Origin of the sequence: Paraburkholderia steynii (assembly GCF_900100565.1) — a bacterium.
Taxonomy (GTDB): domain Bacteria; phylum Pseudomonadota; class Gammaproteobacteria; order Burkholderiales; family Burkholderiaceae; genus Paraburkholderia; species Paraburkholderia terrae.
The window spans coordinates 59,198-86,002 of record NZ_FNDI01000011.1 but is presented as its reverse complement, the minus strand read 5'-3'; the positions used below and the strand labels follow the sequence as shown (position 1 = coordinate 86,002).

Here is a 26,805-nt window from a genome sequence, read left to right as displayed (position 1 = left end):
CAGTATTCGCGCCGCCGACCGGTACAATGAGCGCTTCCGACTCATCGCTGGTTCCTCCTTTCCCATGTCGCTTTACACCATCACGGGCGCGCAACTGGCGTTCGGCCACGTCGCGCTGCTCGATCACGCGGATTTCTCTCTCGAAGCCGGCGAGCGCGTCGGGCTGATCGGCCGCAACGGCGCGGGCAAGTCGTCGCTGCTGAAGATCGTCGCTGAACTCGCCAGACCGGACGATGGCCTCGTCACGCGCCAGCAGGATCTCGTCACCGTGTACGTGCCGCAAGAGCCCGAGTTCGACGCGGACGTGACGGTGTTCGACGCGGTTGCGGCGGGCCTCACGCATGCGAGCGCGCTGCTCGACGAATACAACACGGTCGCGCACGAGCTGGCGGAAACGCCGGAAGGCGCGCAGCACGACGCGTTGCTTGCGCGCATGAACGCGCTGCAATCGTCGCTCGATACCACCGACGCGTGGAACTGGCGCACGCGCGTCGCCACGACGCTCGCGCAGATCGGCCTCGATGGCGACGCGCGGGTCGGCTCGCTGTCGGGCGGCATGCAAAAGCGCGTCGCGCTGGCGCGGGCGCTCGTCGTGCAGCCGGACGTGCTGCTGCTGGACGAGCCGACCAACCATCTGGACTTCGACGGCATTCGCTGGCTGGAAGAATTGCTGATCTCGCAGCGTGCCGGTTTGCTGTTCATCACCCACGACCGCGCGTTTCTCGATCGCGTCGCGACGCGTATCGTCGAACTGGATCGCGGGCGGTTGTTGTCGTATCCGGGCAATTTCTCCGCTTATCAGACGCGCAAGGAGCAGCAACTGGAAGTGGAGCGCGTCGAAAACGAGAAGTTCGACAAGCTGCTCGCGCAGGAAGAAGTGTGGATTCGCAAGGGCGTCGAGGCGCGGCGCACGCGCAGCGTCGGGCGCATCGCGCGGCTCGTGCAGATGCGCAATGACCGCGCAGAACGCCGCAATGTGCAAGGCAACGTGAAGCTCGACGTCGGGCAGGGCGAAAAGTCCGGCAAGATCGTCGCCGAACTGACGGACGTGACGAAGCGGTATGGCGAGCGCACGGTGGTCGATCGCTTTTCCGCAACGGTGATGCGCGGCGACAAGATCGGCTTCATCGGTCCGAACGGCGCGGGCAAGACGACACTGCTCAAGCTGATTCTCGGCGAACTGCAGCCGGACGACGGCAAGGTGCGCATCGGCACCAACCTGCAAGTCGCTTACTTCGACCAGATGCGCGCCCAGCTCGATCTGGACAAGAGCCTCGGCGATACGATCAGCCCCGGCAGCGACTGGGTCGAGATCAATGGCCAGCGAAAGCACGTGATGAGCTATCTCGGCGACTTTCTGTTCGCGCCCGAGCGCGCGCGTTCGCCAGTGAAGTCGCTGTCGGGCGGCGAGCGCAACCGTCTGCTGCTCGCGCGTCTCTTTGCGCGTCCGGCGAACGTGCTGGTGCTCGACGAACCGACCAACGACCTCGACATCCCGACGCTCGAACTGCTCGAAGAACTGCTGACGGACTACGACGGCACGGTGCTGCTGGTGAGCCACGACCGCGCGTTTTTGGACAACGTGGTGACGTCGGTGATTGCGTCGGAGGGCGAGGGCAAGTGGCGCGAATATGTCGGCGGCTTTTCCGACTGGCAGATCCAGCGCGAGCGTTCCGAGCAGATCGCGCAGCAGGATGTGTTGAAAGAGGCGCCGAAGGAAACCGCGGCCAAGGACAGCGCGGCAGGCCGCAACGCGCAGCGTACGGTGAAGCTTTCATTCAAGGAACAGCGCGAGCTGGAGGCGCTGCCCGAGAAGATTGCCTCGCTCGAAGCGGAGCAGAAGGCGATCGGCGCGCAGATCGAGGACGGTTCCATTTTCGTGAAGGACGCGCAAGAAGGCACGCGGCTGACCCAGCGCTACGCGGCGATCGATGAGGAACTGCTCGTGGCGATTGAACGGTGGGATGAGTTGGAGAGTAAGCGGAAGTAGACCACCCATCGGGGTGTAGGACGCTTTCCCGACCAACCGTCCTACACCCTTCATCTAAATTGCCCCGCGCATCGAAATCAGTAAAATACCCGCGAACCTGCTTCCCACGGTCCTTTCAGCGAATCACCTGCAACCGGTGTCGAAGGAAAACCGCGGAAAGCAGACAAGGCAAACCGATAACTGCTGCACGCAAGTCGCGCAGCGCACACACTCCGTTGTTTCGTTTCGCTTTTTTTGAAAACTCAACGCATTGTCCACGCACCTGTCCACAGGACACGTGGACAACGATGAACCGACGGACCCGAGCAAGCCATGTCAACGAAAAAGCCTAACGCCGCGTATAGCGAAGCATCGATCAAGGTGCTCAAGGGCCTGGAGCCGGTCAAGCAGCGGCCCGGCATGTACACGCGCACCGAAAATCCGCTGCACATCATCCAGGAAGTCATCGACAACGCATCCGACGAAGCGCTCGGCGGCTACGGCCGTCAGATCACCGTCACACTGCATGCCGACCAGTCCGTGTCCGTCGAAGACGACGGGCGCGGCATTCCGTTCGGCATGCATCCGGAAGAAGGCGTGCCCGTCGTCGAAATTGTTTTCACGCGCCTGCACGCGGGCGGCAAGTTCGACAAGGCGGCAGGCGGCGCGTATACCTTCTCCGGCGGCCTGCATGGCGTCGGCGTTTCGGTGACGAATGCGCTGTCCACGCGCCTTGACGTCACTGTGTGGCGCGACGGCAAGGTCGCCGAACTGAGCTTCTCGCATGGCGACGTCGTCAAGCCGCTACAGGTGCGCGCCGCGGCGAAGAGCGAGAAGAAGTCCGGCACGCGCGTGACCGCGTGGGCCGATGCGAAATATTTCGATTCGCCGAACCTGCCGCTCGGCGAGTTGCAGCGCCTGTTGCGCTCGAAGGCCGTGCTGCTGCCGGGCGTCGAAGTCGTACTCGTCAACGAAAAGACGGGTGAACGTCAGAGCTGGAAATACGAAGACGGCCTGCGCGGCTATCTGATGGAGGGCATGGCGGGCAGCGACCTGCTGATCCCGCTCTTCGAAGGCGAGCGCTACGCGGAAAGCTCGCGCTCCAACGAAGAGACATTCGCCGAAGGCGAGGGCGCGGCGTGGGTCGTCGCGTGGAGCGAAGAAGGGTCACTCACGCGCGAGTCCTACGTCAATCTGATTCCGACGCCCGCTGGCGGCACGCACGAATCGGGCTTGCGCGACGGTCTGTTCCAGGCCGTGAAGAGCTTCGTCGAACTGCACAACCTGCAGCCAAAGGGCGTGAAGCTGCTCGCGGAGGACGTGTTCGCGCGCGTGTCGTTCGTGCTGTCCGCGAAGGTGCTCGACCCGCAGTTCCAGGGGCAAATCAAGGAACGTCTGAATAGCCGCGATGCCGTGAAGCTGGTGTCGTCGTTCGCGCGTCCTGCGCTCGAACTGTGGCTCAACCAGCATGTGGAGCATGGCAAGAAGCTCGCCGATCTCGTCATCAAGCAGGCGCAGGCGCGTACGCGCGCCGGCCAGAAGGTCGAGAAGCGCAAGAGTTCTGGCGTCGCCGTGCTGCCGGGCAAGCTGACCGATTGCGAATCGACGGAAATCGGCCGCAATGAGCTGTTCCTCGTCGAGGGCGATTCTGCCGGCGGCTCCGCGAAGATGGGCCGCGACAAGGAGTATCAGGCCATCCTGCCGTTGCGCGGCAAGGTGCTGAACACTTGGGAAACCGAGCGTGATCGTCTGTTCGCCAACAACGAAGTGCATGACATTTCTGTGGCGATCGGCGTCGATCCCCACAGCCCGGACGACAACGTCGATCTGTCCAATTTGCGCTACGGCAAGATCTGTATCTTGTCCGATGCGGACGTCGACGGCTCGCACATCCAGGTGCTGCTGCTTACTTTGTTCTTCAAGCACTTCCCGCAACTGATCGAGCGTGGTCACGTGCATGTCGCGCGTCCGCCGCTGTTTCGCGTCGATGCGCCCGCGCGCGGCAAGAAGCCCGCGCAGAAGCTGTACGCGCTGGATGAAGGCGAACTCGAAGCGATCCTCGACAAGCTACGCAAGGACGGCGTGCGTGAATCGCAGTGGTCGATCAGCCGCTTCAAGGGCCTGGGTGAAATGAGCGCCGAGCAGCTGTGGGACACGACGATGAACCCGGACACGCGGCGCCTGTCGCCCGTCGCGCTCGGCCAGCTCGACTTCGACGCGACCGTCGCGCGAATGACGATGCTGATGGGCAAGGGCGAAGCGGCGTCGCGCCGCAGCTGGCTCGAGGACAAGGGCAACCAGGTCGAAGCGGATATCTGAGCGCCGCCGCGCTTCGTGCCAGCGAACCCATGCAATGCATGAGAAGCACGAAGCGCGCGCCGCCGAACAAGGACACGGAATCTAGATGGACGACAACACTCCCGATCTTTTCACCGAGCCGGCCGCGCCCGAAGGCGACGTGCTGACGCTTGGCGACTACGCTGAAAGCGCGTACCTCGAATACGCGGTGAGCGTGGTGAAGGGCCGCGCGCTGCCCGACGTCTGCGACGGCCAGAAGCCCGTACAGCGCCGCATCCTGTTTGCGATGAACGAGATGGGTCTCGCCGACAACGCGAAGCCCGTGAAATCGGCCCGTGTGGTCGGCGACGTGCTGGGTAAATACCACCCGCACGGCGACCAGTCGGCGTACGACGCGCTCGTGCGTCTCGCGCAAGACTTCTCGATGCGCTATCCGCTGATCGACGGCCAGGGCAACTTCGGTTCGCGCGACGGCGACGGCGCAGCGGCGATGCGATACACGGAAGCGCGTCTCACGCCGATCGCGAAACTGCTGCTCGACGAAATCGATCAGGGCACGGTCGATTTCATGGCGAACTACGACGGCTCGTTCGAAGAGCCGAAGCTGCTGCCCGCGCGTCTGCCGTTCGTGCTGTTGAACGGCGCGTCGGGCATCGCGGTCGGTCTGGCGACGGAAATCCCGTCGCACAACCTGCGCGAAGTCGCTGCGGCCGCCGTCGCGATGATCCGTCATCCGCACATTACGCACGCCGAGTTGATGCAGCATGTGCCCGGCCCGGATTTCCCGGGCGGCGGTCAGATCATTTCGAGCGACACGGAAATCTCGCAGGCGTACGAAACGGGCCGTGGCAGTCTCAAGGTCCGCGCGCGCTGGAAGATCGAAGATCTCGCACGCGGGCAGTGGCAGCTCGTCATTACCGAGTTGCCGCCGAATACGTCCGGCCAGAAGGTGCTCGAAGAGATCGAGGAACAGACGAATCCGAAGATCAAGCTTGGCAAGAAGTCGCTGACGCCGGAACAGTTGCAGACGAAACAGACGCTTCTCGGTCTGCTCGACGCGGTGCGCGACGAGTCGGGCAAGGATGCGCCCGTGCGTCTCGTGTTCGAGCCTAAGTCGCGCACCATCGATCAAACCGAGTTCGTCACCACGCTGCTCGCGCATACGAGCCTCGAATCGAACGCGACGTTGAACCTCGTGATGGTCGGCGCGGATGGCCGGCCGCGTCAGAAGGGTCTCGGCGAGATCCTGCGCGAATGGGTCGGCTTCCGTTTCACGACGGTCACGCGCCGCACGCAGCATCGTCTCGCCAAGGTCAACGACCGGATTCACATCCTCGAAGGCCGGATGATCGTCTTTTTGAATATCGACGAAGTCATCCGCATCATTCGCGAATCCGACGAACCCAAGACGGCGCTGATCGAAGCCTTTGGTCTGTCTGAGCGTCAGGCTGAGGACATTCTTGAAATCCGGCTGCGTCAATTGGCGCGCCTCGAGAAGATCAAGATCGAGAAGGAACTATCGGAACTGCGCGACGAGAAGGCCAAGCTCGAAGAACTGCTCGGCAGCGAATCGGCGATGAAGCGCCTGATCATCAAGGAAATCGAAGCAGACGCAAAGCAATATGGCGACGATCGCCGCACGCTGATCCAGCAGGAAAAGCGCGCAACGTTCGAAGTGCGCGTCGTCGACGAGCCGGTGACGGTGGTTGTGTCGCAGAAGGGTTGGGTGCGCGCGTTGAAGGGCCACGGGCTCGATCCCGCCGGCTTCACGTTCAAGGCGGGCGACGGTCTCTACGCCGCGTTCCAGTGCCGCACGCCCGACATGCTGATCGCGTGGGGTAGCAAGGGCCGCGTGTATTCCGTCGCGGTTTCGCAGTTGCCGGGCGGCCGTGGCGACGGCGTTCCCGTCACGTCGCTGATCGAGCTCGAATCGGGCACGCATCTGATGCATTACTACGCGGCGACGGCGGAGCAGGCGCTGTTGCTGGCGTCGTCGAACGGCTTTGGCTTTATCGCGAAGGTTGGCGACATGGTCAGCCGCGTGAAGGCGGGCAAGGCGTTCATGACGATCGACGAGGGCGCGACGCCGCTCGCGCCGATGCCGATGCTGCCCGATGCGACGCAAGTGGCGTGTCTGTCGGGCGGCGGGCGTCTGTTGGTGTTCGGCCTCGACGAGATGAAGACGCTCTCTGGCGGCGGACGTGGCGTGATCCTGATGGCGCTCGATCCGAACGAATCGCTGACGCAGGCGCTCGCCATCACCAAGGCAGGCGTCGTGCTGGAAGGCATGTACCGCAACAAGCCAACCGAAGAGCAGTTGTCGGGTGCCGCGCTGGCTCCGAATGTCGGCAAGCGTGCCCGCAAGGGTCGTGCGCCGGATACGAAGCTGAAAGAGGTGACGTCGCTGCGTCCGGTGTTGGGCGCGTAACGCACGCAAACGCCGCAGGCAAACGCCGTGAGCGGGGTGTCTCACGGCGCAACACAAAAACAACGAAGAAAACAGCGCAGCGAATGAACTGCGCATAATGTCACGAGTCGAACGCGGTCATTGGCGCATGTCAGTGCCGCGTGTTTCGACAGGACATAACGGCAGCGCGCTACATCGGCAAAGGAAAACAACTATGAACAAGGCGATTGAAGTCGCGCTCTTTCTGCATCTGCTGGGTGTCGCCGTGTGGATCGGCGGCATGGTATTCGCGCATTTCTGCCTGCGTCCGGCACTCGAAGATCTCTCGCCGCAATTGCGGCTGCCGCTGTGGGAATCGGTATTTGGCCGGTTCTTCAACTGGGTCGGCGTATCGGTGCTGGTCATTCTGCTGACGGGCGGCTTCCTGCTGATGCAGTTCGGCGGTGGCCACGCCACCTGGCAGCTTCACGCGATGGCCGGTATCGGCATCGTGATGATGCTGATTTTCGGGCATATCCGCTTCGCAGTTTTTCCGCGTATCCGTCGCGCGGTGCAGGCACAGAAATGGCCCGATGGCGCGCGCGCCGTCGCGACCGTGCGGCGGCTCGTCGTCGTCAATCTGGTGCTGGGCGTCGTGACGATTGGTGTGGCAGCGTTGTCGCGCGGGTTTTAAGCGCGGTTGCAACACGCACGACGTTTCAAACGAAAGCGCCGCTGATGCGGCGCTTTTCTATTGGCGACGGGCAACGCCTCATCAACCTGCTGGCATGAAGTACAGCCACACGCCGCACACGATAGCAACCGTCCCATACACCGCGTACACGGGCAGCTTCAGCTTTGCGAAGCACACGCCCGAGAACAGCGCCGTCACGAGATACGCTGGTTCGAACGGCACATTGCGCACGATACGCAGCACCGCGACGGCCAGAAACGCCGTCGTCACCGCGCGCAGCACGCGCATGCCGTGCTCGAAACGCGGGTTCGTTTTCAATTGATGCAGATGGCGCTGGGCAAGCACGACCAGACAGCCCGACGGTACGAAGAGCGCGACCGTCGCGATTAGCGCGCCGCGCCATCCTTCGACCAGATAGCCGAAGAACGGCACGACGTTCAAGAGCGGCCCCGGCGACAAGGGCGATAGCGAAAACGCCAACGTGAAGTCGTTGTTGGTCACGCCGACCGCGGGCGTAACGAACAGCGTCTTCAACACGGGCAGCGCGGAGAAGCCACCGCCGAACAACGTCAGTCCCGCGCCCGCGAGACGCGGCCACAACAGCGCAAGCTCATAGCGATGCGGCAGCGGCACCGCGAAGATCAGCAGCAACACGCACAGGCCGATCAGCAGCCGCCAGTCGCCGGCACTGAGCGTCGTCGAGAGGCGTGCGCCGCGCGCGTCGCTGCGCACCCAGCCCGACATGAACGCCGCACCGAGAATGCCGATATACGCGGCAGGCGTATGCGCGCCGACCAGCGCGATGCTGCCGAGCACGGCTGCCGTCCATTCGAGCCGTCCGCGCACGAGCGCGCGGGTCTGCTTGTACCAGGTGACGCCGATCAGCGTGGCGAGCACGACGCTGAAATGATTGAGCAGCGTCTGCGAGGCGACTTCGCGCACGATCGGCGTGCGATAGAAGATCGCGAACGCCATCATCAGCATGAAGAAGGGCAGGACGCTGGCGATGCCCGCGACCCACGCGCCCGCGCGCCCGCGCAGCACATGGCCGAGCTGGACCGCGACGTTGCAGCCGACGGGACCCGGTACCATCCACGCCAGGGCGACGATGTCGGAGTACGCGAGACGCGTGAGGCGTTCCTCACGCTCGACGTAGTGGTTCTCCAGTTGCGCCATCAACGCGAGTCCGCCCCACGATAGCGCGGACAAACCGAACACCACGCGAAAGAGCGTCCAGAGCGGCTCGCGCTCGTGGCATCGCGTGGCTTCGTCTCCAGTCGGCGCATGGAGCGCCGTCATCTGCCGGGCTGGCTGCATGTGAACACCTGTTGGGCTGGTTTCTTATCCGGCGCGCACTGCCGATGGCCGCGACCGCGCGCGCTAAGGTCATGCGAGGTCGAGCGCGGTCGCCCGATGTGTGTCGATACCGCTTGTCGTCCGCCTGCGTAAAGCCTGGCAGCGGCGCCGCCGCGCGGAAACGAGCCGCTCTCGGCTCAGGCCGATTCGTTGCTCGTGCTGGTGCTCGCGGCGTCGCTGTTGTCAACGTCGCTCGCGTGAGCATGACGCGTGGTGCCGCATACGCCGAAGCGTTCGAGCAACGCCGGAATGGCGTCAGCGGGCACGGGTCGCGAGAACAGAAAACCCTGCGCTTCGATGTGCCCCAACGCCGCGAGCCACGCAATCTGTTCTTCCGTCTCCGTGCCTTCGACCACCACCGTCAGCCCCAGCGAGCGCGCCAGATTGACGATGGCCGTCACCATCACGCACACGCTGCGGTCGCCGGGAATGGCCTGCACGAACGAGCGGTCGACCTTCAGCGTATCGACCGAGAAGCGGTTCAGATACGACAGCGACGAATAGCCGGTGCCGAAGTCGTCGAGCGCGATGCGCACGCCGAGCCGCTTCAACGCGAAGATCTTTTCGGAGACGAGATCGGGATACTCCATCATCGCCGTCTCGGTGATTTCGAGTTCGAGGCGGCGCGCGGAGATACCCGTTTCCTCGATGGCTTGCGAGATCGTCTCGAACAGATCGCCGCGCCAGAACTGTACGGCCGAAATGTTCACGGCGAGTGACAGCGTGTCGTAACCCTGTTGCTGCCATTGCGCGAGCTGCCGGCACGCGGTGCGGATCACGAAGTCGCCGATGGGCACGATCAGGCCCGTCGATTCGGCAACCGGGATGAATTCGTTTGCGGGAATCAGGCCGTGCTGCGGATGATTCCAGCGCACGAGCGCTTCGAAGCCCGTGATGCAGCGGCGCGCGAGATCGATCTTCGGCTGATAGGCAAGGAACAGTTGCTGGTCGGCGAGCGCGACGCGTAGCTGCTGTTCCCACTTCATCAGATGGTCCGCGCGATGCGACAGATGCGGCGAGTAGAACTGATAGCAGTTCTTGCCCGCGTCCTTCGCGCTGTACATCGCGAGGTCGGCTTTTTTCAGCAGGTCGATTTCGCTTTCGTTCGCAACCGAGTAGAGCGCGATGCCGATGCTCGCATGCAGTACGAACGAACTGCCGCGTACTTCGAACGGTTTCGCGAACACGTCGGCGATCGCTTCCGCGAGCGTCACCGAGCGTTTCTCGACATCTTCGCCCTTGATCACGACGACGAACTCGTCGCCACCGATGCGCGACAACGCGCCCGCGTCGGCGACAGCATCCGCGAGACGCGCGGCCGTCATCTGCAGCACGATGTCGCCGGCGTTGTGGCCGAGCGTGTCGTTGACGGTCTTGAAGTTGTCGAGGTCGATGAAGAGAATCGCGAGATGCCCGAGGTTGACCGGCTGCGCCACGTCGTGACGCAGACTCTGCAGCGTCGAATAACGGTTGCGCAGGCCCGTGAGCAGATCGAACTCGACGAGATGCGTCATCTCGCGCTCGCGTCCCAGCAGCTTGCCGATCAGACCCGTGGCGACGGCGAAGAAGCCGAGCATCGCGAGTGAGATAAAGCTCGCCATCAGCAAGTAGACGTTGCGCGTGTGGTTGTAGTCGGCGAATTCTTCGGCCTGCGACAGACCGACCAGCACGCCGAGCGGATAGCCGTCGATATGCCGGTACGAAACGATGCGCGTGACATTGTCGATCGAATCGACGTAGGTGCCCGACACATGCTCCGAGGTCGGATAGACGCCCGTCGCCGTGAACACGCCTTGCGTATGGTCGGCGTTGCCCGTGCGCCGTGCGAGCACCGCGCCGCTGTCGGAGATCACCGCGATTACGCCTTCACGTCCGATAGCCGCGTTGTTGTAGAAGTCGCTCGTGAAATAGCTCGGGTCTTCCGACACCACCACGACGCCCGCGAACGAACCATCGGGGTGATTCAAACGGCGCGTCATCTGCAAGGTCCAATGGCCCGAGACGCGGCCGAGCACGGGCTTGCTGATGAACAGTTGGTCGTCGTTCTCGTGCTCGTGTACCTTGAAGTGCTCGCGGTCCGACAGGTCGATCGGTTTCGGATTGGGGTCTGCCGTGTTCGCGATGAGCTTGCCATGCTCGTCGATCAGCGAAACCTGCACGAGTGTTTCGCTTTGCACGACGCCTTTTTCAACCGTACTGCCGAGATCGAAATGTCCCGGCGTTTTTTCGAATTCGAATTTGACAAAGCGCGTGATCTGATCGACCTGGTGAATCGCCTTCACCGTGTGCTGTTCGAGTGCCGCCGACAAGATCGCCGCCGACGCCATCGCTTCGCGATACGTCGTTTCCTTCTCAACCGACAGTCGCGCAAAGATAACGGTCCACAGCAGCACGAGCACCAGCACGCCGAGCGCGGGAATCGCGAGCAGCGCGCGTCGGCGGGTTCCCGCCGGATCGAGGCGGTGCCTGACGTCGCGGGCGGAAGCGTGGCGGAACTGATTCATCGGCTAGACCGTGACCCTGTGCCTTGCGGCTGTGCTTGTGTTGCGGTGTTTGCGTTTCGGTTGACTGCGCGAATGTTAAAGCAACCGGCTGCTTTGACGATTGACACGCCGCAGTCGCGACGTGGGAGCAGGGGCGTGGTGGCGAGCCAGACCACCCATTGGTCATCGGTTACGATTTGATATTACTGAATGGGCAATAATTAAGGAAGGGCTGGCGCATCGGGTATACGCTGTCCCTGGCGGGCAAACGGGGCAACGTTTGCGCCAATCGCGTGCATTGCCCGAACAGGCTCATCAGGCGGGCGTTTGAAAGATTTTGTCGAAACCGCGGCAAGCACGATCGATTGCCGCAATGACAGTTCGACAGCCATCATGGCAATGCGGCCATTCATGCAGTGTGCATGAATGGCCGCATTTGCGTTGGATTGGGGCATTTTATCGGTGCGCATCGAGTGGATTTTTAGAACATCCAGGTGACGCGCAAATGTCAATTCAGTCGCCGCTTATTCCCATTAATTACGCTTGCAGTTTCACGGCAGACGGAATGTGCCGTCGATAATCGTCACCGACGCGCCGCCTATCCAGGTCTTGCCTGCCGCATCGTCGTAGCGGACATAGACGTCGCCGGCGCGGCCGAGCGCGGTGCCCTGGCGCACGCTGTACTGATTGCCGGGCCGCATGTTCTGCGTGGTCAGCAGCCCCGCGACCGCGGCGTTCGCGCTGCCCGTGACAGGGTCTTCCCCTACACCGAGGTTGCCGCCCAATAGCAGGCAGCGCAACTCGAAAGTTGCCGGGCCATTTGCGTCATGAGGGCCGTAAGCCGCAAGGCCTAGCGCGCCTGCCGTTTGCGCGACGCGCCGGAGTGCCGCCGCATCGGGATCGAGCGCGAGACATGCGTCCGCCGATTTCATACGGACGATGAGCCATTTGGGACCATTGTCGACACCGCACGGCTGCGCCGTGTAATCGATTGCATCGCTACGCAACGCGCCGGCGAGCGCAGCGTATTCGCTCTGCGCCAGCGGCTTGACGCGCGCGGGCGGCGCAGCGAATGCCCACACGTTGCGCGCGCTATCGTCTTCCGTCAGTTCGATCAGGCCCGCCGCGCATTGCTGGACGAGGCGGCCCGGCTGCTTCGGCTGATTGCCCGCTTCGCGCCAGGCGTGCGCACTGCCGAGCGTCGGATGACCAGCGAACGGCAACTCGCCTCCCGTCGTGAAGATGCGCACCCGGTAATCGGCCGACGGGTCGGTCGGCTTTAGCAGGAACGTCGTCTCCGACAGATTCGTCCAGCGCGCAATGGCCTGCATCTGTTCGGTGTCGAGTGTGTCCGCATCGAAAACCACCGCGAGCGGATTGCCTTTGAACGGCACGGACGAGAATACATCGACCTGTTTGAAACGGACGGTTTGCTCTTGCATCGTGTGTCCCTGTTCGATGTCTGACCTGGGGTTTGTGCGCAGTGCGATGTTCGCGTGCCGTGTTGTGACGGCACAACGTCGAGGCGCATGCGAGGTCGAACGTAGATAAAAAACGCAGATAAAAAAACGCCGCCGATGACGCTTTCACATCATCGACGGCGCGTTAGCGTCGGTACTGATTCGCGACGAAGGCGCTCGCAACAAGGAACGCCTCACGCGTGGTTCCGCGCCGCTTATTGCACCTCGGCAATCAGTTCGATCTCGACGCATGCGCCAAGCGGAATCTGCGCGACGCCGAATGCCGAACGCGCGTGCTTGCCGCGCTCGCCGAACACGTCGGCGATCAGTTCCGATGCGCCGTTCGTGACGATGTGCTGCTCGGTGAAATCGAGCGTCGAGTTCACGAGGCTCATCACCTTGACGATGCGCGTCACACGGTTCAGGTCGCCGACATGCGTGTGCAATGTCGCGAGCAGATCGATCGCGACTGAACGTGCGGCCGTCTTGCCTTCTTCCGTGCTGACGTTGTCGCCGAGCTTGCCGGCCCACACCTTGCCGTCCTTCTTCGCGATGTGACCCGACAGGTACACCGTGTTGCCGCTTTGCGCGCTCATCACATACGCGGCAGCGGGCGCGCCCGCGACGGGCAACTCGATGCCCAGTTCCTTCAGCTTGTCATACACATTCGATTGAGCCATGACGTGTCCTCGTCGATGAATGGAAAGAATCGTGAAGCGTGCGCGCGACCAATAGCGATTCGATATTGGCCGCGCGCTCGCGCCGTGAGAGGCGCGCGATGGCGCATCTTACAGCGGGTGTTCAGACGCGCGCGCGGATGAGTTCCGCGAGACGCGCAACGCCTTCGTCGATTTTCGCGGGCGGCACGGTCACGAACGACAGGCGCAGCGTGTTGTGCTGCGCTTCGTTCGCGAAGAACGGACCGCCCGGCACGAACGCGACGTTCTGCGCGACGGCTTGTTCGAGCAGCTTCATCGTGTCGATGTGCTTCGGCAGCGTCACCCAGATGAACATGCCGCCTTCCGGCCGGTTCCACGTCACGCCTTCGGGCATGTAGCGTTCGAGCGAGCCGAGCATCGCTTCGCACTGGTCGCGATAGAGCGCGCGGATTTTCGGCACGTGCGTATCGAGGAAGCCGTCTTTCACGACTTCATGCACGATGCGCTGCGTGAAGCTCGGCGTGTGGAGATCCGTGGCCTGCTTGGCTTGCACGAGCTTGAAGTGCAGTTCCTCGGGCGCAATGATGTAGCCGATGCGCAGGCCGGGCGCCAGCACCTTCGAGAACGAGCCGAGATGCACGATGTGATCGGGCGACATCGACAGCATGGTCGGCAGCGGCTCGCCGCGATAGTCGAGCGCGCCGTACGGATCGTCTTCGATGACGGGGAAGGGCGCCGACTTTGCGAATTCGGCGAGTGCGCGGCGGCGCTCGATGGGCAGGCGGCGTCCCGTCGGATTCTGGAAGTTCGGCTGCGCGTACAGCAGGCGCGCGCCCTTGGTCAGCTCGGGCGTGAGGCTTTCGGGGATCAGGCCGTTATCGTCCGTCGGGACCTGAACGTAGTGCGGCTCGTACATCGAGAACGATTGCAGCGCGCCGAGATAGGTCGGCGTTTCGACGAGCACCGGGCTTTCCGGGCAGACCAGCACCTTGCCGAGCAGATCGAGCGCCTGTTGCGAGCCCGTCGTGATCAGCACCTGCGAAGGACGGATCTGCGCGCCATTCACCGAATAGCGTTGCGCAACCCATTCGCGCAGCGGCAGATAGCCTTCCGTCGCGCTGTACTGGAGCGCGGCAGCGGGCGAATCGCGCAGGATGCGGTCGGAGGCCACGCGCATTTCTTCCGCCGGGAAGGTGGCCGGCGACGGCAGACCGCCCGCGAACGAAATGACCTCGGGACGCTCGGTGACCTTCAGGATTTCGCGAATCGCCGAGCTGGTCAGCTTGCGAGCGCGTTCGGACAATTGCCAGGTCGGGGCATTGAGGTCGCTTTGATTCATGGTCTCCTCGTCGTTGTAGCAGGAACAGGTGGTCGGTCAAAAGAAGGATTATCGCGCGAACTCGTCAGGCGGCGCGAACCGGCCGCACGGCCGTATGCACGGTGGCCTTGCGGCCCAGCACGACAGTGGCGATCACGGCCGCCGCGAAAATCCACGTGATGGGCGCGACGGTCTCGCCGAAAAAGAGCGCGGAGAACGCCATCGTGAAGAAGATCTGCAGCAGTTGCACCTGGCCGACGCGCGCCGTCCCGCCCATGGCGAGCCCCGCGTACCACGCGAAAAAGCCGATGAACTGCGAGAACACCGTGACATAGCCGAACGCGAGCCACGTTTTTAGCGCGACGGGGCCGGGATGCGTGACGTGCTGCTCCCAGCCGAGCCACGCTACGGGAGCGAGCAGGAACGGCGCGGACACGACGAGCGCCCAGCAGATAACCTGCCAGCCGCCGATCTGCCGCGCGAGCCGCGCGCCTTCCGCATAGCCGAGCGCGCCAATGCCGACGGCGACCAGCATCAGCAGATCGCCCGCCTGAAGCGCGCCGCCGCCCGCCTGCAACGCAAACGCGATGACTATCGCGCTGCCCGCGATGGCACTCGCCCAGAACGCTTTCGAGGGACGCTCGTGCGACAGCCAGGCCGCATAGATGGCGACGCACAGCGGCTGCAAGCCATTGACGACGGCACCGTGCGAAGCCGGCACGGTCTTCATCGCCCAAGCGGAAAACACCGGAAACGCGACGATCACGCCCAGTGACACGACGGCGAGGCTTTTCAGTTGCGGCCACGTCGGCAGCTTTTCGCGGCGGACTGCGAGCAACACGGCGGCGGGAACAGCAGCGGCGAGCGCGCGGCCCAGGCCATTCAGCAGCGGGCTGAATTCGGCGACGACGATGCGGGTCATCGGCAGCGTCAGACTGAAAATCACCACGCCGATCAGGCCGAGCAACATGCCCTGGGTTTCACGCTTCATTGCTTCTGTCTCTCTATGTTTAGGGTTATTTGAGCGTACGCAGTCCGCTCGGGGTCTCGATTTCAGCTGCCAACGCGGGCGCGCCGTCCGTGCTTTCCAGCGCGATCAGATGAGCCGCGCCGAGCCATTGCAACTGCTGCGCGACGACCTCGGACTGCGGATGCCAGCCCTTCAGCGTCTTCAACGCGAGGCCGGTTTCCGGCAGCAAGTCCGACGGATGGCGCGGCGTGTCCCACTGGATCAGCGACGGCACGACACCGTCGCCCACGCCTTGCCACGACGGGAATGCGCCGTCGTCGGCGACCGTCAGGCTCCAGGTGAAATCGCCACGCGTCATCGGCACGACGGTCGAAATGCGCTCGGGATACTGCTGTTGCCACAGCGCCAGATTTTTCGGCCGCTCGACGCGCGCAACCCAGTGCGACAGATACGGACCCTTCGCGAGGCGCTCATGCACGGCGGGATCGTCGAGCGCGAAGAGGCGAGGGCGGGCGTCTGCGGATTGCGCCGCGTCGGGATCGATTGCGATCACTTCCAGGTACGCGCCGCCCCACAGGTTGAGCAGCCGGTTGTGCGTGCGCATCGACGGATGCGCGCCGCCGCCCGACGGCGCAATGCCGAGGGTATCGGCGACATATTGCGTGCCTTCGTCGAGGGTGCGGGCGGAAACAACGAGGTGATCGATGCGTAGCGTTTGTGCGGTCATGGCTGCAAGTGGACGGTCGTTCTGCTGAAGGCCGCTGCGGCAGGCAACTGTCTGTCGCGTGCCGGCGGTCAAGGCGAATCCGTAAGAATACCGTTTGGCTTGCGGCCGGACCATGCGCAGTGCGGCACGGCCAGTATCAGCGGGCTTTGCGGCGCGTCGGATGGAGCGCGCAAATGGGGCTAAAACGGATCGGAAACGGGTAAAAAGCGGGTCGGAAAAGCCTGAGCGTCGATTCAAATGTACCGACAGTGACCGGCACAGTAACGGTACAATCGCTTCGATACTATTCGGTACAGTTGTCCGTGCGTCTGATGGACTTCTGTCATCGCAACGGGTAGAGCCCGCTGCGCGCCGTTCCCGACGTTGCCCTTGCAGCACCCGCTGGAGTTCGCCATGTCTGTCCCGCTCGACCTGATTCCCGCTCCTCACGACGCTTCGGCGCTGACGCTCGTCGATCAGCTCGTGCAGTGGGCGCGCCGCCGCATCGAGGAGCGCGTGTTCCGCCCCGGCATGCGCATGCCGTCGATCCGCAAATTGGCGCTGGACAAAGGTGTTTCGCGCTTCACGGTCGTCGAGGCGTATGAGCGGCTGGTCGCGCAGGGTTATCTGGATTCGCGTCGCGGCTCGGGCTTTTACGTGCGCGAGCGGCTGGCGTCCGGCCCGCTGCCCGTCGAGCGCCGCGCCGCCACGCCCGACGCGGCGCCCGCGCCAAGCACGATCGACGTCGTCTGGCTGTTGCGCAACATGCTGCACACGTCGACGCGTCCCGAGCGCGGCCCCGGCCTCGGTTATCTGCCAGCGCGCTGGCTCGACGGCGAGCTGATCACGGGCGCGCTGCGCACGCTCGGCCGGCAAAGCGGCGCGCAGATGCTCGGCTTCGGCACGCCGCAAGGCTTCCTGCCGCTTCGCCAGCAGTTGCAGACGCGGCTCGAAGAACTGGAGATCGGCGCGTCACCGGAGCAGATCGTGCTCGTGTCGGGCATCACGCAGGCCATCGACCTGATCGCGCGGCTCTACGTACAGCCGGGCGATTCCGTGATCGTCGGCGATCCCGCCTGGTTTCAGATGTTCGGGCGCTTCGCATCGCAGGGCGCGCGCCTCGTCGGCATGCCGTACACGCCGGACGGCCCCGATCTCGACGCACTGGAAACGCTTGTGCAGACGTGGCGGCCGAAAATGCTCGTGTTGAACTCCGTGCTGCAGAACCCGACGGGCACGTCGCTGACGGCGGCGCAGGCGTTCCGCATCCTGCGGCTCGCGGAGGAGTACGACTTCATCGTCGTCGAAGACGATATCTACGGCGATCTGTGCCCGCCCGGCTTTCCCGCGACGCGCCTCGCGAGCCTCGACCAGTTGAAGCGGGTGATCTATCTGGGCAGCTTCTCGAAGACGCTGGCGGCGAATCTGAGGGTCGGTTTCATCGCTTCGTCGCTGGACGTCGCCAAAGCCGTCACCGATCAGAAGATGCTGGTCGGCATGACGACGCCCGAACTGAACGAGCGCGTGCTCTACAAGATTCTGACGGAAGGGCACTACCGGCGGCACGTCGAGCGGCTGCGCGCGCGGCTCGACAGCGTGCGCGACAAATCCGTGCGGATGCTCGAAAAGACGGGCTTGCGCATGTTCCAGACGCCCGCGGCGGGCATGTTCGTGTGGGCGGATACGGGCGTCGACGCCGACGCGCTGGCGGCCGCCGGCCACGAGGAAGGCTTTTTGCTGACACCGGGAAGCCTGTTCTCGCCGCAGCAGTCGCCGACTACCTGGATGCGCTTCAACGTCGCGAATTGCGGCGACCCGGCGCTGCCCGCATTCCTGTGCCGCTATCTGGACGGCGTCGCGCGGCGGGCTTCCTGAGGGTCGCATGAGGGCCACATGCAGCCTCTTGAATTGGCGGCGCACGCCCCCATTTGACCCGGCAACGTCCGAAGGCGCGCCGCGCTTCCAGACACATTCAGCTTCGAATCCCCGAATCAACCTGCACTAGAAGAGGAAAACTGACCATGGCACAAGAAACCATGAGCTTTCAGGCAGAAGTGAAACAGCTTCTGCACCTGATGATCCATTCGCTGTACAGCAACAAGGAAATCTTCCTGCGCGAACTGATCTCGAACGCATCGGACGCGGCGGACAAGCTGCGCTTCGAAGCGATCGAAAACAACGCGCTGTACGAGAACGATCCGAACCTGCGCATCCGCGTGTCGGTCGACAAGGCCGCGCGCACTATCAGCATCGACGACAACGGCATCGGCATGAGCCGCGACGAAGCGGTCGCGAACCTCGGCACGATCGCGCGCTCGGGCACCAAGGAATTCTTCGGCAAGCTGTCGGGCGACCAGCAGAAGGACGCGGCGCTGATCGGCCAGTTCGGTGTCGGGTTCTATTCGGGCTTCATCGTCGCGGACAAGATCACGGTGGAAACGCGCCGCGCCGGTCTGCCGGCGTCGGAAGGCGTGCGCTGGACGAGCGCGGGCGAGGGCGATTTCTCGGTCGACACGATCGAGCGCGCGCCACGCGGCACCACGATCACGCTGCATCTGCGCGCCGATGAAGACGAACTGCTGTCTTCGCACAAGCTGAAGTCGATCATCCAGAAGTATTCGGATCACGTCGCGCTGCCCATCCTGATGCAAAAGGAAGAGTGGGACGCCGAGAAGGGCGAGATGGTCGCGAAGGACGAAGACGAGACCGTCAACCAGGCGAGCGCGCTGTGGACGCGCGCGAAGAGCGACATCACCGAAGAGCAGTACAAGCAGTTCTACCAGCATCTTTCGCACGATCATCAAGACCCGCTGACGTGGACGCACAACCGCGTCGAAGGCCGCAGCGAGTACACGCAACTGTTGTATGTGCCGTCGCACGCGCCGTTCGACATGTGGAATCGCGATCATCGCGGCGGCCTGAAGCTGTACGTGAAGCGCGTGTTCATCATGGACGACGCCGAGCAATTGCTGCCCGCGTATCTGCGTTTCGTGAAGGGCGTGGTCGATTCGGCCGATCTGCCGCTGAACGTGTCGCGCGAACTGCTGCAGGAAAGCCGCGACGTGAAGGCGATCCGCGAAGGCGTGACCAAGCGCGCGCTGTCGATGCTCGAAGAACTGGCGAACTCGGAAGAAACTGCCGAAAAGGAAAAGTACACGGGGTTCTGGAAGGAGTTTGGCCAGGTGCTGAAGGAAGGCATCGGCGAGGACTTCTCGAACAAGGAGCGTATTGCGAAGCTCGCGCGTTTCGCGTCGACGCATAACGACTCGTCAGAGCAGACGGTGTCGCTGGCCGATTACGTCGCGCGCATGAAGCCCGAGCAGTCGAAGATCTACTACGTCACGGCCGATACGTATCAGGCCGCGAAGAACAGCCCGCACCTCGAAGTGTTCCGCAAGAAGGGCGTCGAAGTGCTGCTGCTGACGGATCGCGTCGACGAATGGATGCTGTCGTTCCTCAACGAGTTCGACGGCAAGCCGCTGCAAAGCGTCGCGCGCGGCGACCTCGATCTGGGCCAGTTGAACGATGAAGAAAAGCAGGTGCAGGAAAAGGTCGGCGAAGAACTGAAGCCGCTCGTCGAGCGCATGAAGGAAGCGCTCAAGGACAAGGCGAAGGACGTGCGTCTGACGTTCCGCCTGACGGATTCGCCGTCTTGCCTCGTCGCTGATGAAGGTGATATGAGCGGCTATCTGCAGCGCATGCTGAAGGCGGCAGGGCAGAATGCGCCGGCGTTTCATCCGATTCTTGAAGTGAATCCGGAGCATGCGCTGGTTAAGAACCTGAGCACCGATAACGCGAACTTCGATGACTGGTGTCATCTGTTGTTCGATCAGGCGCTGCTGGCGGAAGGCGGTTCGCTGGAAGATCCGGCGAGTTTTGTAAAGCGGACGAATGCGTTGTTGTTGGCGCGGTGATAGACGTGGCCGACTAACCGGCTCGCTATGATAAAAATGCGCTGCTTCGGCAGCGCATTTTTTTGCCTGCGGTTTCGCGTCCGACCAGGTCAGCGCTCCATCGAAGCGCGCTCACGCTGCCGCACCTGAGCGAGTACCGAACCCGCCAGTTCCTTCGCCTCGGCGCACGCGTGCGGATCGCCGAGCACGTGTCCGGCAACCTTGCCGATCCGGGCGCTCGTATGTTTGCTTGTGTGATGCTGCGCGAGCGCAGAGCCCGCGAGTTCTTTTTCTGTCTCCAATACGTTCGCGCGTTTCAACACGATAGCGGCGAGATGCGCAATGCGATCCGATGTGGCTTTGTCGTGAGGGGTCATACGAACCTCCGTAGTGCAAGTGGGTTGAGTGAGCGATTGCCATCGACGGGATGGATCGACTCGCCCTTATCTTCAACGGCGGCTTTTCGCATGGGTAGCAGACCGTTCTGAACTGCATACCGGATTAGTCTGCGCGTGAGTAAGGAGATTTCTAGCTGAAAGGAGCGGATGTGCCGCGCATCCTATAATGCGGCCCATGCCTATCCGTTTCGATGCTGCCGACGCGCATTGGCGCGTCGCGCCCCTTCCAGTGTTCTCGCCTGATCAAAAAGACTGGCTCACACGTGGCGGTTCGCTGACGGCGCACTTGCGCACGCTCGGCGCCGTCACGGTGCGCGTGACGCGCGAGGCCGTCGATTTGCCCTTCGACGACGAAACCACCGCGCTCGCCATCGCGCCGCGCACGCCCGTGTGGGTGCGTGAGGTGGTGTTATCGGTCGATGGAAAGCCGTTCGTCGCCGCGCACAGCATCGTGCCGCTCGCGGCGAGCACGGGCGTGTGGCAGGCGATGCGCCGTCTGCGCACGCGTCCGCTTGCGGAACTGTTGTATAGCGACAGCAGTGTGTCGCGTTCGTCGCTGGTCAGCCGACGCTTGACGGCGCGGCATCCGCTGCATCGTCTTGCTTTGCGAGAAATGGGTGACGCGCATATCCACGCGTTGCTCGCGCGACGTTCCGTATTCGAGCGCTACGGCGAGCCATTGATGGTCACGGAAGTCATGCTGCCCGCGCTGTGGACGCGTCTCGCGATGCGCGATCACAAGCACGCGGCGGCGCAACCGGTGCCGCGCGATCATGGACAGGCGCTCGACCACACGGCATCGCGTGCTGATGTCAACGCGAAACGTGCCGGCAAGCAGGGCGAGGTGCGCTGATGCTGCGCGGCTTTCCACCCGTCGTCGCCGAGTGTACACATACGCTGATACTCGGCAGCTTTCCCGGTGAAGCGTCGCTGGTGGCGACACAGTATTACGCGCATCCGCGTAACCAGTTCTGGCGTTTGCTCGGCGCGGTGATCGGCGAACCGCTGCACGAACTCGATTACCCGACGCGTCTCGAGCGCGTGTTGAAGCATGGCATCGGCGTGTGGGACGTGCTGGCCGCATGTACGCGTGAGGGTAGTCTCGATGTGGCGATCCGCAACGCGACGCCAAACGACTTCGCTTCGTTTCGCGAGTACGCGCCGAAGCTGAAGAAGGTTTGCTTCAACGGCAAGACGGCGGGGCGCTTTGCGCCTGTGATCGCGGAGGCGGGCTACGAGACGCTGGTCCTCCCGTCCTCCAGCCCCGCCAATGCTATGCTCTCGTTCGACCAAAAATTGCGCCTGTGGCGCGAGATCCTCACATGACGAAACTGATCAAGCGTGCTTCGGCCGAGGCGCGTGCTTTCCGCAACAATCAATCCGCTGCGCCTAAGCAACGCATTTCGCGCGCAAAAACCCGCGCGTCGCGCGACGAAGACGACTTCAGCGACGTCGCGAAAGCGTCGGTGATCGAAGCCCCGCGCAAGCCGCGCTTCGCGCCCGTGACGTTCTCGGAAGAAGGCGGCGTGCGCTACCTGCACTTCGGCACGGAATGGGTGCAAGGCGCGATGCGTCTGTCAAAGCCCGATCATATCGAACTCGAATACGCGCAGCAGATGATGGCCTGGCTGCTGTTCCTCGAAACGCCGAATCGTATCGTGCAGCTAGGCCTCGGCACCGGCTCGTTGACAAAGTTCGCGCACCGCTACCTGAAGCGCGCACAGGTCGAAGCCGTCGAACTGAATCCCGCCGTCGTGATTGCGGCGCGCACGATGTTCAGCCTGCCTGCCGACGACGCGCGCCTCACCGTGCGTGAAACCGACGCATGGGAATTCGTCAACGACCGCGCGAACCACGACACGATCGGCGCATTGCAGATCGATCTGTACGACGCGACCGCGCGTGGCCCCGTGCTCGACAGCGTCGCTTTCTATCGCGCCGCGCGCGCGTGTCTCACGCAAGCGGGCGTCGTCACCGTCAACCTGTTCGGCGATCATCCGAGCTTCGTGCGCAATATGAAGCGCCTGAACGAAGCCTTCGATGGACGCGTGATCGCGCTGCCCGAAGTACACGATGGCAACCGCATCGCGATCGCATTCTCGGGCCCGGCAATCGACGTGCCGTTCGCGCAGTTGCAGGAGCGCGCGAAGCTGATCGAGGCAAAGCTCGCATTGCCCGCACGCAAGTGGGTCAAGGGCCTGCAGGAATCGACGGGCCAGAACGACACGTTCGCGATCTGACAATCCCCGCGCGGGTGCCACGCCAGTGCGTGCGCTCGCGCAACCGCCGTGCCTCGCCCGGCACGGCGGCCTCGACATTCATTCAGCCGGCATCGCGCCGCGCGTCTCAACGAAGCAGCGGAGATGTCTGCTTTCGTATCCGATCTCACACTCTGCGACGTTTCGTGTATTGACAACACCGTTGCGTTTAGGGTCACCCCTGCTTGACCGGTCGTTCGCCACTCCGATACTCTTTCGGGGCTTTCGGGGCGCCCAGTCTGCTATCCGCAGCCGGGTCCATCTGCCCGCCAGACGCGGGACACAATTCAATAAAAGGTAAGAGGAGACGTCATGGCTCACGACGCCGACGCCAACAAGGCCAGCAAGCACTGGCTGTGGCTGTTGCTGTTACCCTGGATCGCGATGATCTGGGTGCCGTCATACAACAAGATCGAACCCGTGCTATTCGACTTCCCGTTCTTCTACTGGTATCAGCTCCTGTGGGTGCTGATCAGCGCGGTGATTACGGCCGTCGTGTACTTCAAAACGAAAAACCGCTCGAAGGGAGGTGCTCGATGAACGCCACCGCAACCTTCGTCTTCGTTCTGTTCTTCATCGGTGTCACGATTCTCGGCTTCATCGCCGCGCATTGGCGTAAAGGCGATCTCGCGCATCTGGAAGAGTGGGGCCTCGGCGGCCGGCGCTTCGGCACGGTCGTCACGTGGTTCCTGCTGGGCGGCGACCTGTACACCGCCTACACGTTCATCGCCGTCCCCGCACTCGTGTTCGGCGCAGGCGCAACGGGTTTCTTCGCGCTGCCTTATACGATCCTGATCTATCCGTTCGCGTTCGTCGTGTTCCCAAAGCTGTGGAGCATCTCGAAGCGTCAAGGCTACGTGACCTCCGCCGACTTCGTCAGCGCGCGCTACGGCAGCCGCATGCTCGCGCTTGCCGTCGCCGTGACGGGCATCGTCGCGACGATGCCGTACATCGCGCTGCAACTGGTCGGCATCGAAGTGGTGATCGGCGCGCTCGGCTTCGATACGAAGGGCTTCGTCGGCGATCTGCCGCTGATCATCGCCTTCGCGATCCTCGCCGCGTACACGTACACGTCGGGTCTGCGCGCGCCGGCCATGATCGCCGTCGTCAAGGACGTGCTGATCTACATCACGATCGCTGCGGCAATCATCGTGATTCCGCCGCAACTGGGCGGCTTCGGGCATATCTTCAGCGCCGTGCCGCCTGCCAAGCTGCTGCTCAAGGCACCGGACGTGTCGAGTCTGAACGGCTATAGCGCGTACGCGACATTGGCGATGGGATCGGCGCTCGCGCTGTTCCTGTACCCGCACTCGATCACGGCCGTTCTGTCGTCGTCGTCGGGCAACACGATCCGCCGCAACATGGCGATGTTGCCCGCGTACTCGCTAGTGCTCGGTCTGCTCGCGCTGCTCGGCTTCATGGCACTCGCTGCGGGCGTGAAGGACATGCCGGAGTTCGCGCCGTACTTCAAGGCCTTCGGCCCGAACTTCGCGGTGCCCGCGCTGTTCCTGCACTTCTTCCCGTCGTGGTTCGTCGGCGTCGCGTTCGCGGCGATCGGCATCGGCGCGCTGGTGCCCGCCGCGATCATGTCGATTGCTGCCGCGAACCTGTACACGCGCAACATCCACAAGGAGTTCGTTAACCGCAACATGTCGCACGAGCAGGAGACCAACATCGCCAAGCTCGTGTCGCTGATCGTGAAGGTCGGCGCCGTCGCGTTCATTCTCGGTTTGCCGCTGACGTATGCGATCCAGTTGCAACTGCTCGGCGGCATCTGGATCATTCAGACGCTGCCCGCCATCGTGCTCGGTCTCTACACGCGCGTGCTCGACTATCGCGGACTGCTGCTCGGCTGGGCGGTGGGCATCGCCGTCGGCACGTGGATGGCGATTTCGCTGAAGCTCGCGGGCTCGATCTACACGATCCATGTCGGTGGCCTCGCGATTCCGGGTTATGCGGCTGTGTGGTCGTTGATCGTCAATCTGGTGGTGTCGGTCGTCGCCAGCCTCGTGGTGCGCGGAATCGGCATGAAGCACGCCGAAGACCGCACGCGTCCGGAGGATTATCTGGACGTACACGAAGCCTGATCTTGCGTCGGTTGATTGCCTGACAGGAAAGCCCGCAGCGAATGCTGCGGGCTTTTTTTCTGGCGCGGCGCGCGGGATCTGTGGACGCGAATGGCCGGATGCCAGTGCGGTCCTGGGCCGACATCGTTTATGCTCGTGTGGTCGCTGTCTTTGCCGCGCAACCCCAAACTGGGATGACCGATGGCTCTCGCCGACCCGCAACCGAAGCCGCCGGGCAAGCCGGTCACCGGCACGCCGCCGGGAACGAACGACGCCGTCGCCGCGCGTCTTGCGCCGCGTCGCACGCGCATCGGCCGGCTCGTGCGCGCGGTCACGTCGCCTTATTACCGTTATCGCCACGCCAAGTTCTTCCACAGCCTGCGCGTCGGCCTCGCGATGCTCGTGTCGATCCTCGCGACGACGGGCATCGATATTCCGCACGGCATCTGGTCGTCGGTGACGCTGCTGGTGGTGATCGGCGGCTTGCAGCATCACGGCAACATCCGCAAGAAAGCGGCGGAGCGCGCGGCGGGCACGCTGCTCGGCGCGACGCTCGGTCTTGCGCTGATCCTGCAGCAGAACCTGTTCGATTCGCTGACGCTTACCTACGTGCTGATGTCGGTGATTGCCGCCGTTTGCGCGTGGTTTGCGATCGGCAGCGCGGGTTACGTCGCGCTGCTGACGGCGATCACGATGTGCATCGTCGCGGGACACGGCGACAACATGATCGAAACGGGGCTCTGGCGCACGCTGAACGTGCTGATCGGCATTGCGATCGCGCTGGCGTTTTCGTTTGCGCTGCCGTTGCACGCGACGTACTCATGGCGCTATCTGCTCGCCGACAATCTGCGCGAATGCGCGCGCATCTACACGCGGATGACGACGGGCGTACCCGTCGGCAGCGACGAGCAGATTGCCACGTTCATTCGCATGGGCAAGCGGCTGGTGCAGTTGCGATCGCTGATGCCGTCGGTGGCCAAGGAAATCGATCTGCCCATTGGGAAGCTAGATGAGATCCAGCGCTTGCATCGTTCGATGCTGAGCGCGCTCGAAATGCTGTCGACGGGCACGCTCGCGCATCCGGATCGGCGCGACGCGTTCGCGCAACGCTGCGGCGAAGAGGCGAACGCGGTGCGCCTGACGCTGCTCGCTGCGGCGCGTGCGTTGCGCTTCGCAGGTGCGACACAGTTCCGGATGCCGGACGCGGCGACATCATCGACGCCGGAAGCGAAGCAGGGCGCGCAGACTCCGTGCGAAGAAATGGCCCCTGATTTACAGGGGCCATACTGGCTCGCGCAGCGCTTCGCCGAGCAGGTGGAACGCTTGCGCGCGCTGCTCGCGGCGAGCGAGCCGAACTGGAACATCGAACGCGGCGCGAGCGATGCGTCCGCGCGGCAATGACGAATCAGCTTGCGTGCTTGTCGCCTTCGTGCGGGTTGGTGACCATCCACATCACGCCGAACTTGTCGACGACCATGCCGAAGCCCGTGCTCCAGAACGTCGCTTGCCACGGCATCACGACATTGCCGCCTTCGCACATCGCGTTGAAGGTCTTTTCGCCTTGCAACGGATCGTCGACGGTGATCGACAGGCCGTAGCCCGTGTGCGTGCCGGAGCCGGGCGTGTCGTCACAGTTGCCGTCCGACGCCATCAGTTCCGTCGCACCGATCTTGACCGACGCGTGCATGATCTTGTCTTCGGTGCCGGGGCGGATGGGTTGCTGCGGGTTCGGCGGCGCGTCCCGGAAACGCATCTGGAACAGCACTTGTGCGCCGAGCTTCTCGCCGTAGAACTTCAGCGCTTCTTCACAACGGCCATTGAAAAACAGATAGGGCTGGACTTGCATCGTTGTCTCCTGTCAATGGAATTGAGACGTCGTTTCGCGCGGACG

At 63.2% G+C, this 26,805-nt stretch carries 22 protein-coding genes; 12 read left to right on the top strand and 10 right to left on the bottom strand.

Annotated features, from left to right (window positions below; all coding sequences use genetic code 11):
* Window positions 1–64 precede the first annotated feature (64 nt).
* The 4 genes from BLT65_RS20595 (at window position 65) to BLT65_RS20580 (ending at window position 7,347) form a co-directional block, all read left to right on the top strand.
* Window positions 65–1,990: an ATP-binding cassette domain-containing protein gene (locus tag BLT65_RS20595; protein WP_091780364.1), complete on the top strand. Its 1,926-nt coding sequence runs from the start codon at window positions 65–67 to the stop codon at window positions 1,988–1,990.
* Between the two features lie 312 nt (window positions 1,991–2,302).
* On the top strand, window positions 2,303–4,288 hold the full coding sequence (locus BLT65_RS20590; protein WP_091780361.1) for a DNA topoisomerase IV subunit B: 1,986 nt from the start codon (window positions 2,303–2,305) through the stop codon (window positions 4,286–4,288).
* 85 nt (window positions 4,289–4,373) lie between these two features.
* Complete coding sequence (gene parC / locus BLT65_RS20585; protein WP_091780358.1) at window positions 4,374–6,695, top strand: DNA topoisomerase IV subunit A; 2,322 nt, start codon at window positions 4,374–4,376, stop codon at window positions 6,693–6,695.
* Window positions 6,696–6,888: 193 nt separating this feature from the next.
* Window positions 6,889–7,347, top strand: coding sequence for a CopD family protein (locus tag BLT65_RS20580; protein ID WP_007587898.1), 459 nt, complete (start codon window positions 6,889–6,891; stop codon window positions 7,345–7,347).
* An 81-nt stretch (window positions 7,348–7,428) separates the two neighbouring features.
* On the opposite strand, the gene BLT65_RS20575 is transcribed toward BLT65_RS20580, so the two are convergent.
* The 8 genes from BLT65_RS20575 to BLT65_RS20545 all read right to left on the bottom strand — a co-directional run bounded on the left by BLT65_RS20575 (window position 7,429) and on the right by BLT65_RS20545 (window position 16,320).
* A complete protein-coding gene (locus BLT65_RS20575; protein WP_425273137.1) occupies window positions 7,429–8,664 on the bottom strand; it encodes a chromate transporter in 1,236 nt (411 codons plus the stop codon).
* A 176-nt stretch (window positions 8,665–8,840) separates the two neighbouring features.
* Window positions 8,841–11,207, bottom strand: a complete 2,367-nt coding sequence (locus tag BLT65_RS20570) for a bifunctional diguanylate cyclase/phosphodiesterase (protein WP_042310321.1) — start codon at window positions 11,205–11,207, stop codon at window positions 8,841–8,843.
* Window positions 11,208–11,407: 200 nt separating this feature from the next.
* Window positions 11,408–11,698, bottom strand: coding sequence for a hypothetical protein (locus BLT65_RS46510; protein WP_143036531.1), 291 nt, complete (start codon window positions 11,696–11,698; stop codon window positions 11,408–11,410).
* A gap of 39 nt (window positions 11,699–11,737) precedes the next feature.
* A complete protein-coding gene (locus BLT65_RS20565; protein WP_091780352.1) occupies window positions 11,738–12,628 on the bottom strand; it encodes a PhzF family phenazine biosynthesis protein in 891 nt (296 codons plus the stop codon).
* Between the two features lie 233 nt (window positions 12,629–12,861).
* A complete protein-coding gene (locus BLT65_RS20560) occupies window positions 12,862–13,326 on the bottom strand; it encodes a RidA family protein (protein WP_007587888.1) in 465 nt (154 codons plus the stop codon).
* A gap of 121 nt (window positions 13,327–13,447) precedes the next feature.
* Complete coding sequence (locus tag BLT65_RS20555; protein ID WP_042310317.1) at window positions 13,448–14,644, bottom strand: aminotransferase-like domain-containing protein; 1,197 nt, start codon at window positions 14,642–14,644, stop codon at window positions 13,448–13,450.
* 64 nt (window positions 14,645–14,708) lie between these two features.
* A complete protein-coding gene (locus BLT65_RS20550) occupies window positions 14,709–15,614 on the bottom strand; it encodes a DMT family transporter (RefSeq protein ID WP_091780348.1) in 906 nt (301 codons plus the stop codon).
* Window positions 15,615–15,639: 25 nt separating this feature from the next.
* Window positions 15,640–16,320 (bottom strand): VOC family protein, encoded by a 681-nt coding sequence (locus BLT65_RS20545; protein WP_091780345.1) that lies wholly within the window; start codon window positions 16,318–16,320, stop codon window positions 15,640–15,642.
* A 393-nt stretch (window positions 16,321–16,713) separates the two neighbouring features.
* Here BLT65_RS20545 and BLT65_RS20540 point away from each other — a divergent pair, with 393 nt between their 5' ends.
* On the top strand, window positions 16,714–18,174 hold the full coding sequence (locus BLT65_RS20540) for an aminotransferase-like domain-containing protein (RefSeq protein ID WP_091780342.1): 1,461 nt from the start codon (window positions 16,714–16,716) through the stop codon (window positions 18,172–18,174).
* Between the two features lie 146 nt (window positions 18,175–18,320).
* Window positions 18,321–20,213: a molecular chaperone HtpG gene (htpG, locus tag BLT65_RS20535; protein WP_091780339.1), complete on the top strand. Its 1,893-nt coding sequence runs from the start codon at window positions 18,321–18,323 to the stop codon at window positions 20,211–20,213.
* Between the two features lie 89 nt (window positions 20,214–20,302).
* On the opposite strand, the gene BLT65_RS20530 is transcribed toward htpG, so the two are convergent.
* Window positions 20,303–20,569, bottom strand: coding sequence for a hypothetical protein (locus BLT65_RS20530; RefSeq protein ID WP_091780336.1), 267 nt, complete (start codon window positions 20,567–20,569; stop codon window positions 20,303–20,305).
* Window positions 20,570–20,765: 196 nt separating this feature from the next.
* Between BLT65_RS20530 and BLT65_RS20525 the strand changes: the two genes are divergently transcribed.
* The 6 genes from BLT65_RS20525 (at window position 20,766) to BLT65_RS20500 (ending at window position 26,315) form a co-directional block, all read left to right on the top strand.
* On the top strand, window positions 20,766–21,443 hold the full coding sequence (locus BLT65_RS20525; RefSeq protein WP_091780333.1) for a chorismate--pyruvate lyase family protein: 678 nt from the start codon (window positions 20,766–20,768) through the stop codon (window positions 21,441–21,443).
* Window positions 21,443–21,916 carry a DNA-deoxyinosine glycosylase gene (locus BLT65_RS20520; protein ID WP_042310302.1) on the top strand — a complete coding sequence of 158 codons (474 nt, stop codon included), beginning with the start codon at window positions 21,443–21,445 and terminating at the stop codon, window positions 21,914–21,916. The genes BLT65_RS20525 and BLT65_RS20520 overlap by 1 nt, the downstream gene beginning before the upstream one ends.
* Complete coding sequence (locus tag BLT65_RS20515; RefSeq protein ID WP_091780330.1) at window positions 21,913–22,830, top strand: class I SAM-dependent methyltransferase; 918 nt, start codon at window positions 21,913–21,915, stop codon at window positions 22,828–22,830. Before BLT65_RS20520 ends, BLT65_RS20515 begins: the two co-directional genes overlap by 4 nt.
* Before the next feature lie 330 nt (window positions 22,831–23,160).
* A complete protein-coding gene (locus tag BLT65_RS20510) occupies window positions 23,161–23,388 on the top strand; it encodes a DUF3311 domain-containing protein (protein ID WP_042310297.1) in 228 nt (75 codons plus the stop codon).
* Window positions 23,385–24,935: a monocarboxylate uptake permease MctP gene (mctP, locus tag BLT65_RS20505; RefSeq protein ID WP_091780328.1), complete on the top strand. Its 1,551-nt coding sequence runs from the start codon at window positions 23,385–23,387 to the stop codon at window positions 24,933–24,935. Before BLT65_RS20510 ends, mctP begins: the two co-directional genes overlap by 4 nt.
* A gap of 180 nt (window positions 24,936–25,115) precedes the next feature.
* Window positions 25,116–26,315: an FUSC family protein gene (locus BLT65_RS20500; protein ID WP_091780325.1), complete on the top strand. Its 1,200-nt coding sequence runs from the start codon at window positions 25,116–25,118 to the stop codon at window positions 26,313–26,315.
* A 4-nt stretch (window positions 26,316–26,319) separates the two neighbouring features.
* Here the strand turns inward: BLT65_RS20500 and BLT65_RS20495 are convergent, their stop codons facing one another.
* Window positions 26,320–26,760 carry a VOC family protein gene (locus tag BLT65_RS20495; protein WP_091780323.1) on the bottom strand — a complete coding sequence of 147 codons (441 nt, stop codon included), beginning with the start codon at window positions 26,758–26,760 and terminating at the stop codon, window positions 26,320–26,322.
* Between the last annotated feature and the right edge of the window lie 45 nt (window positions 26,761–26,805).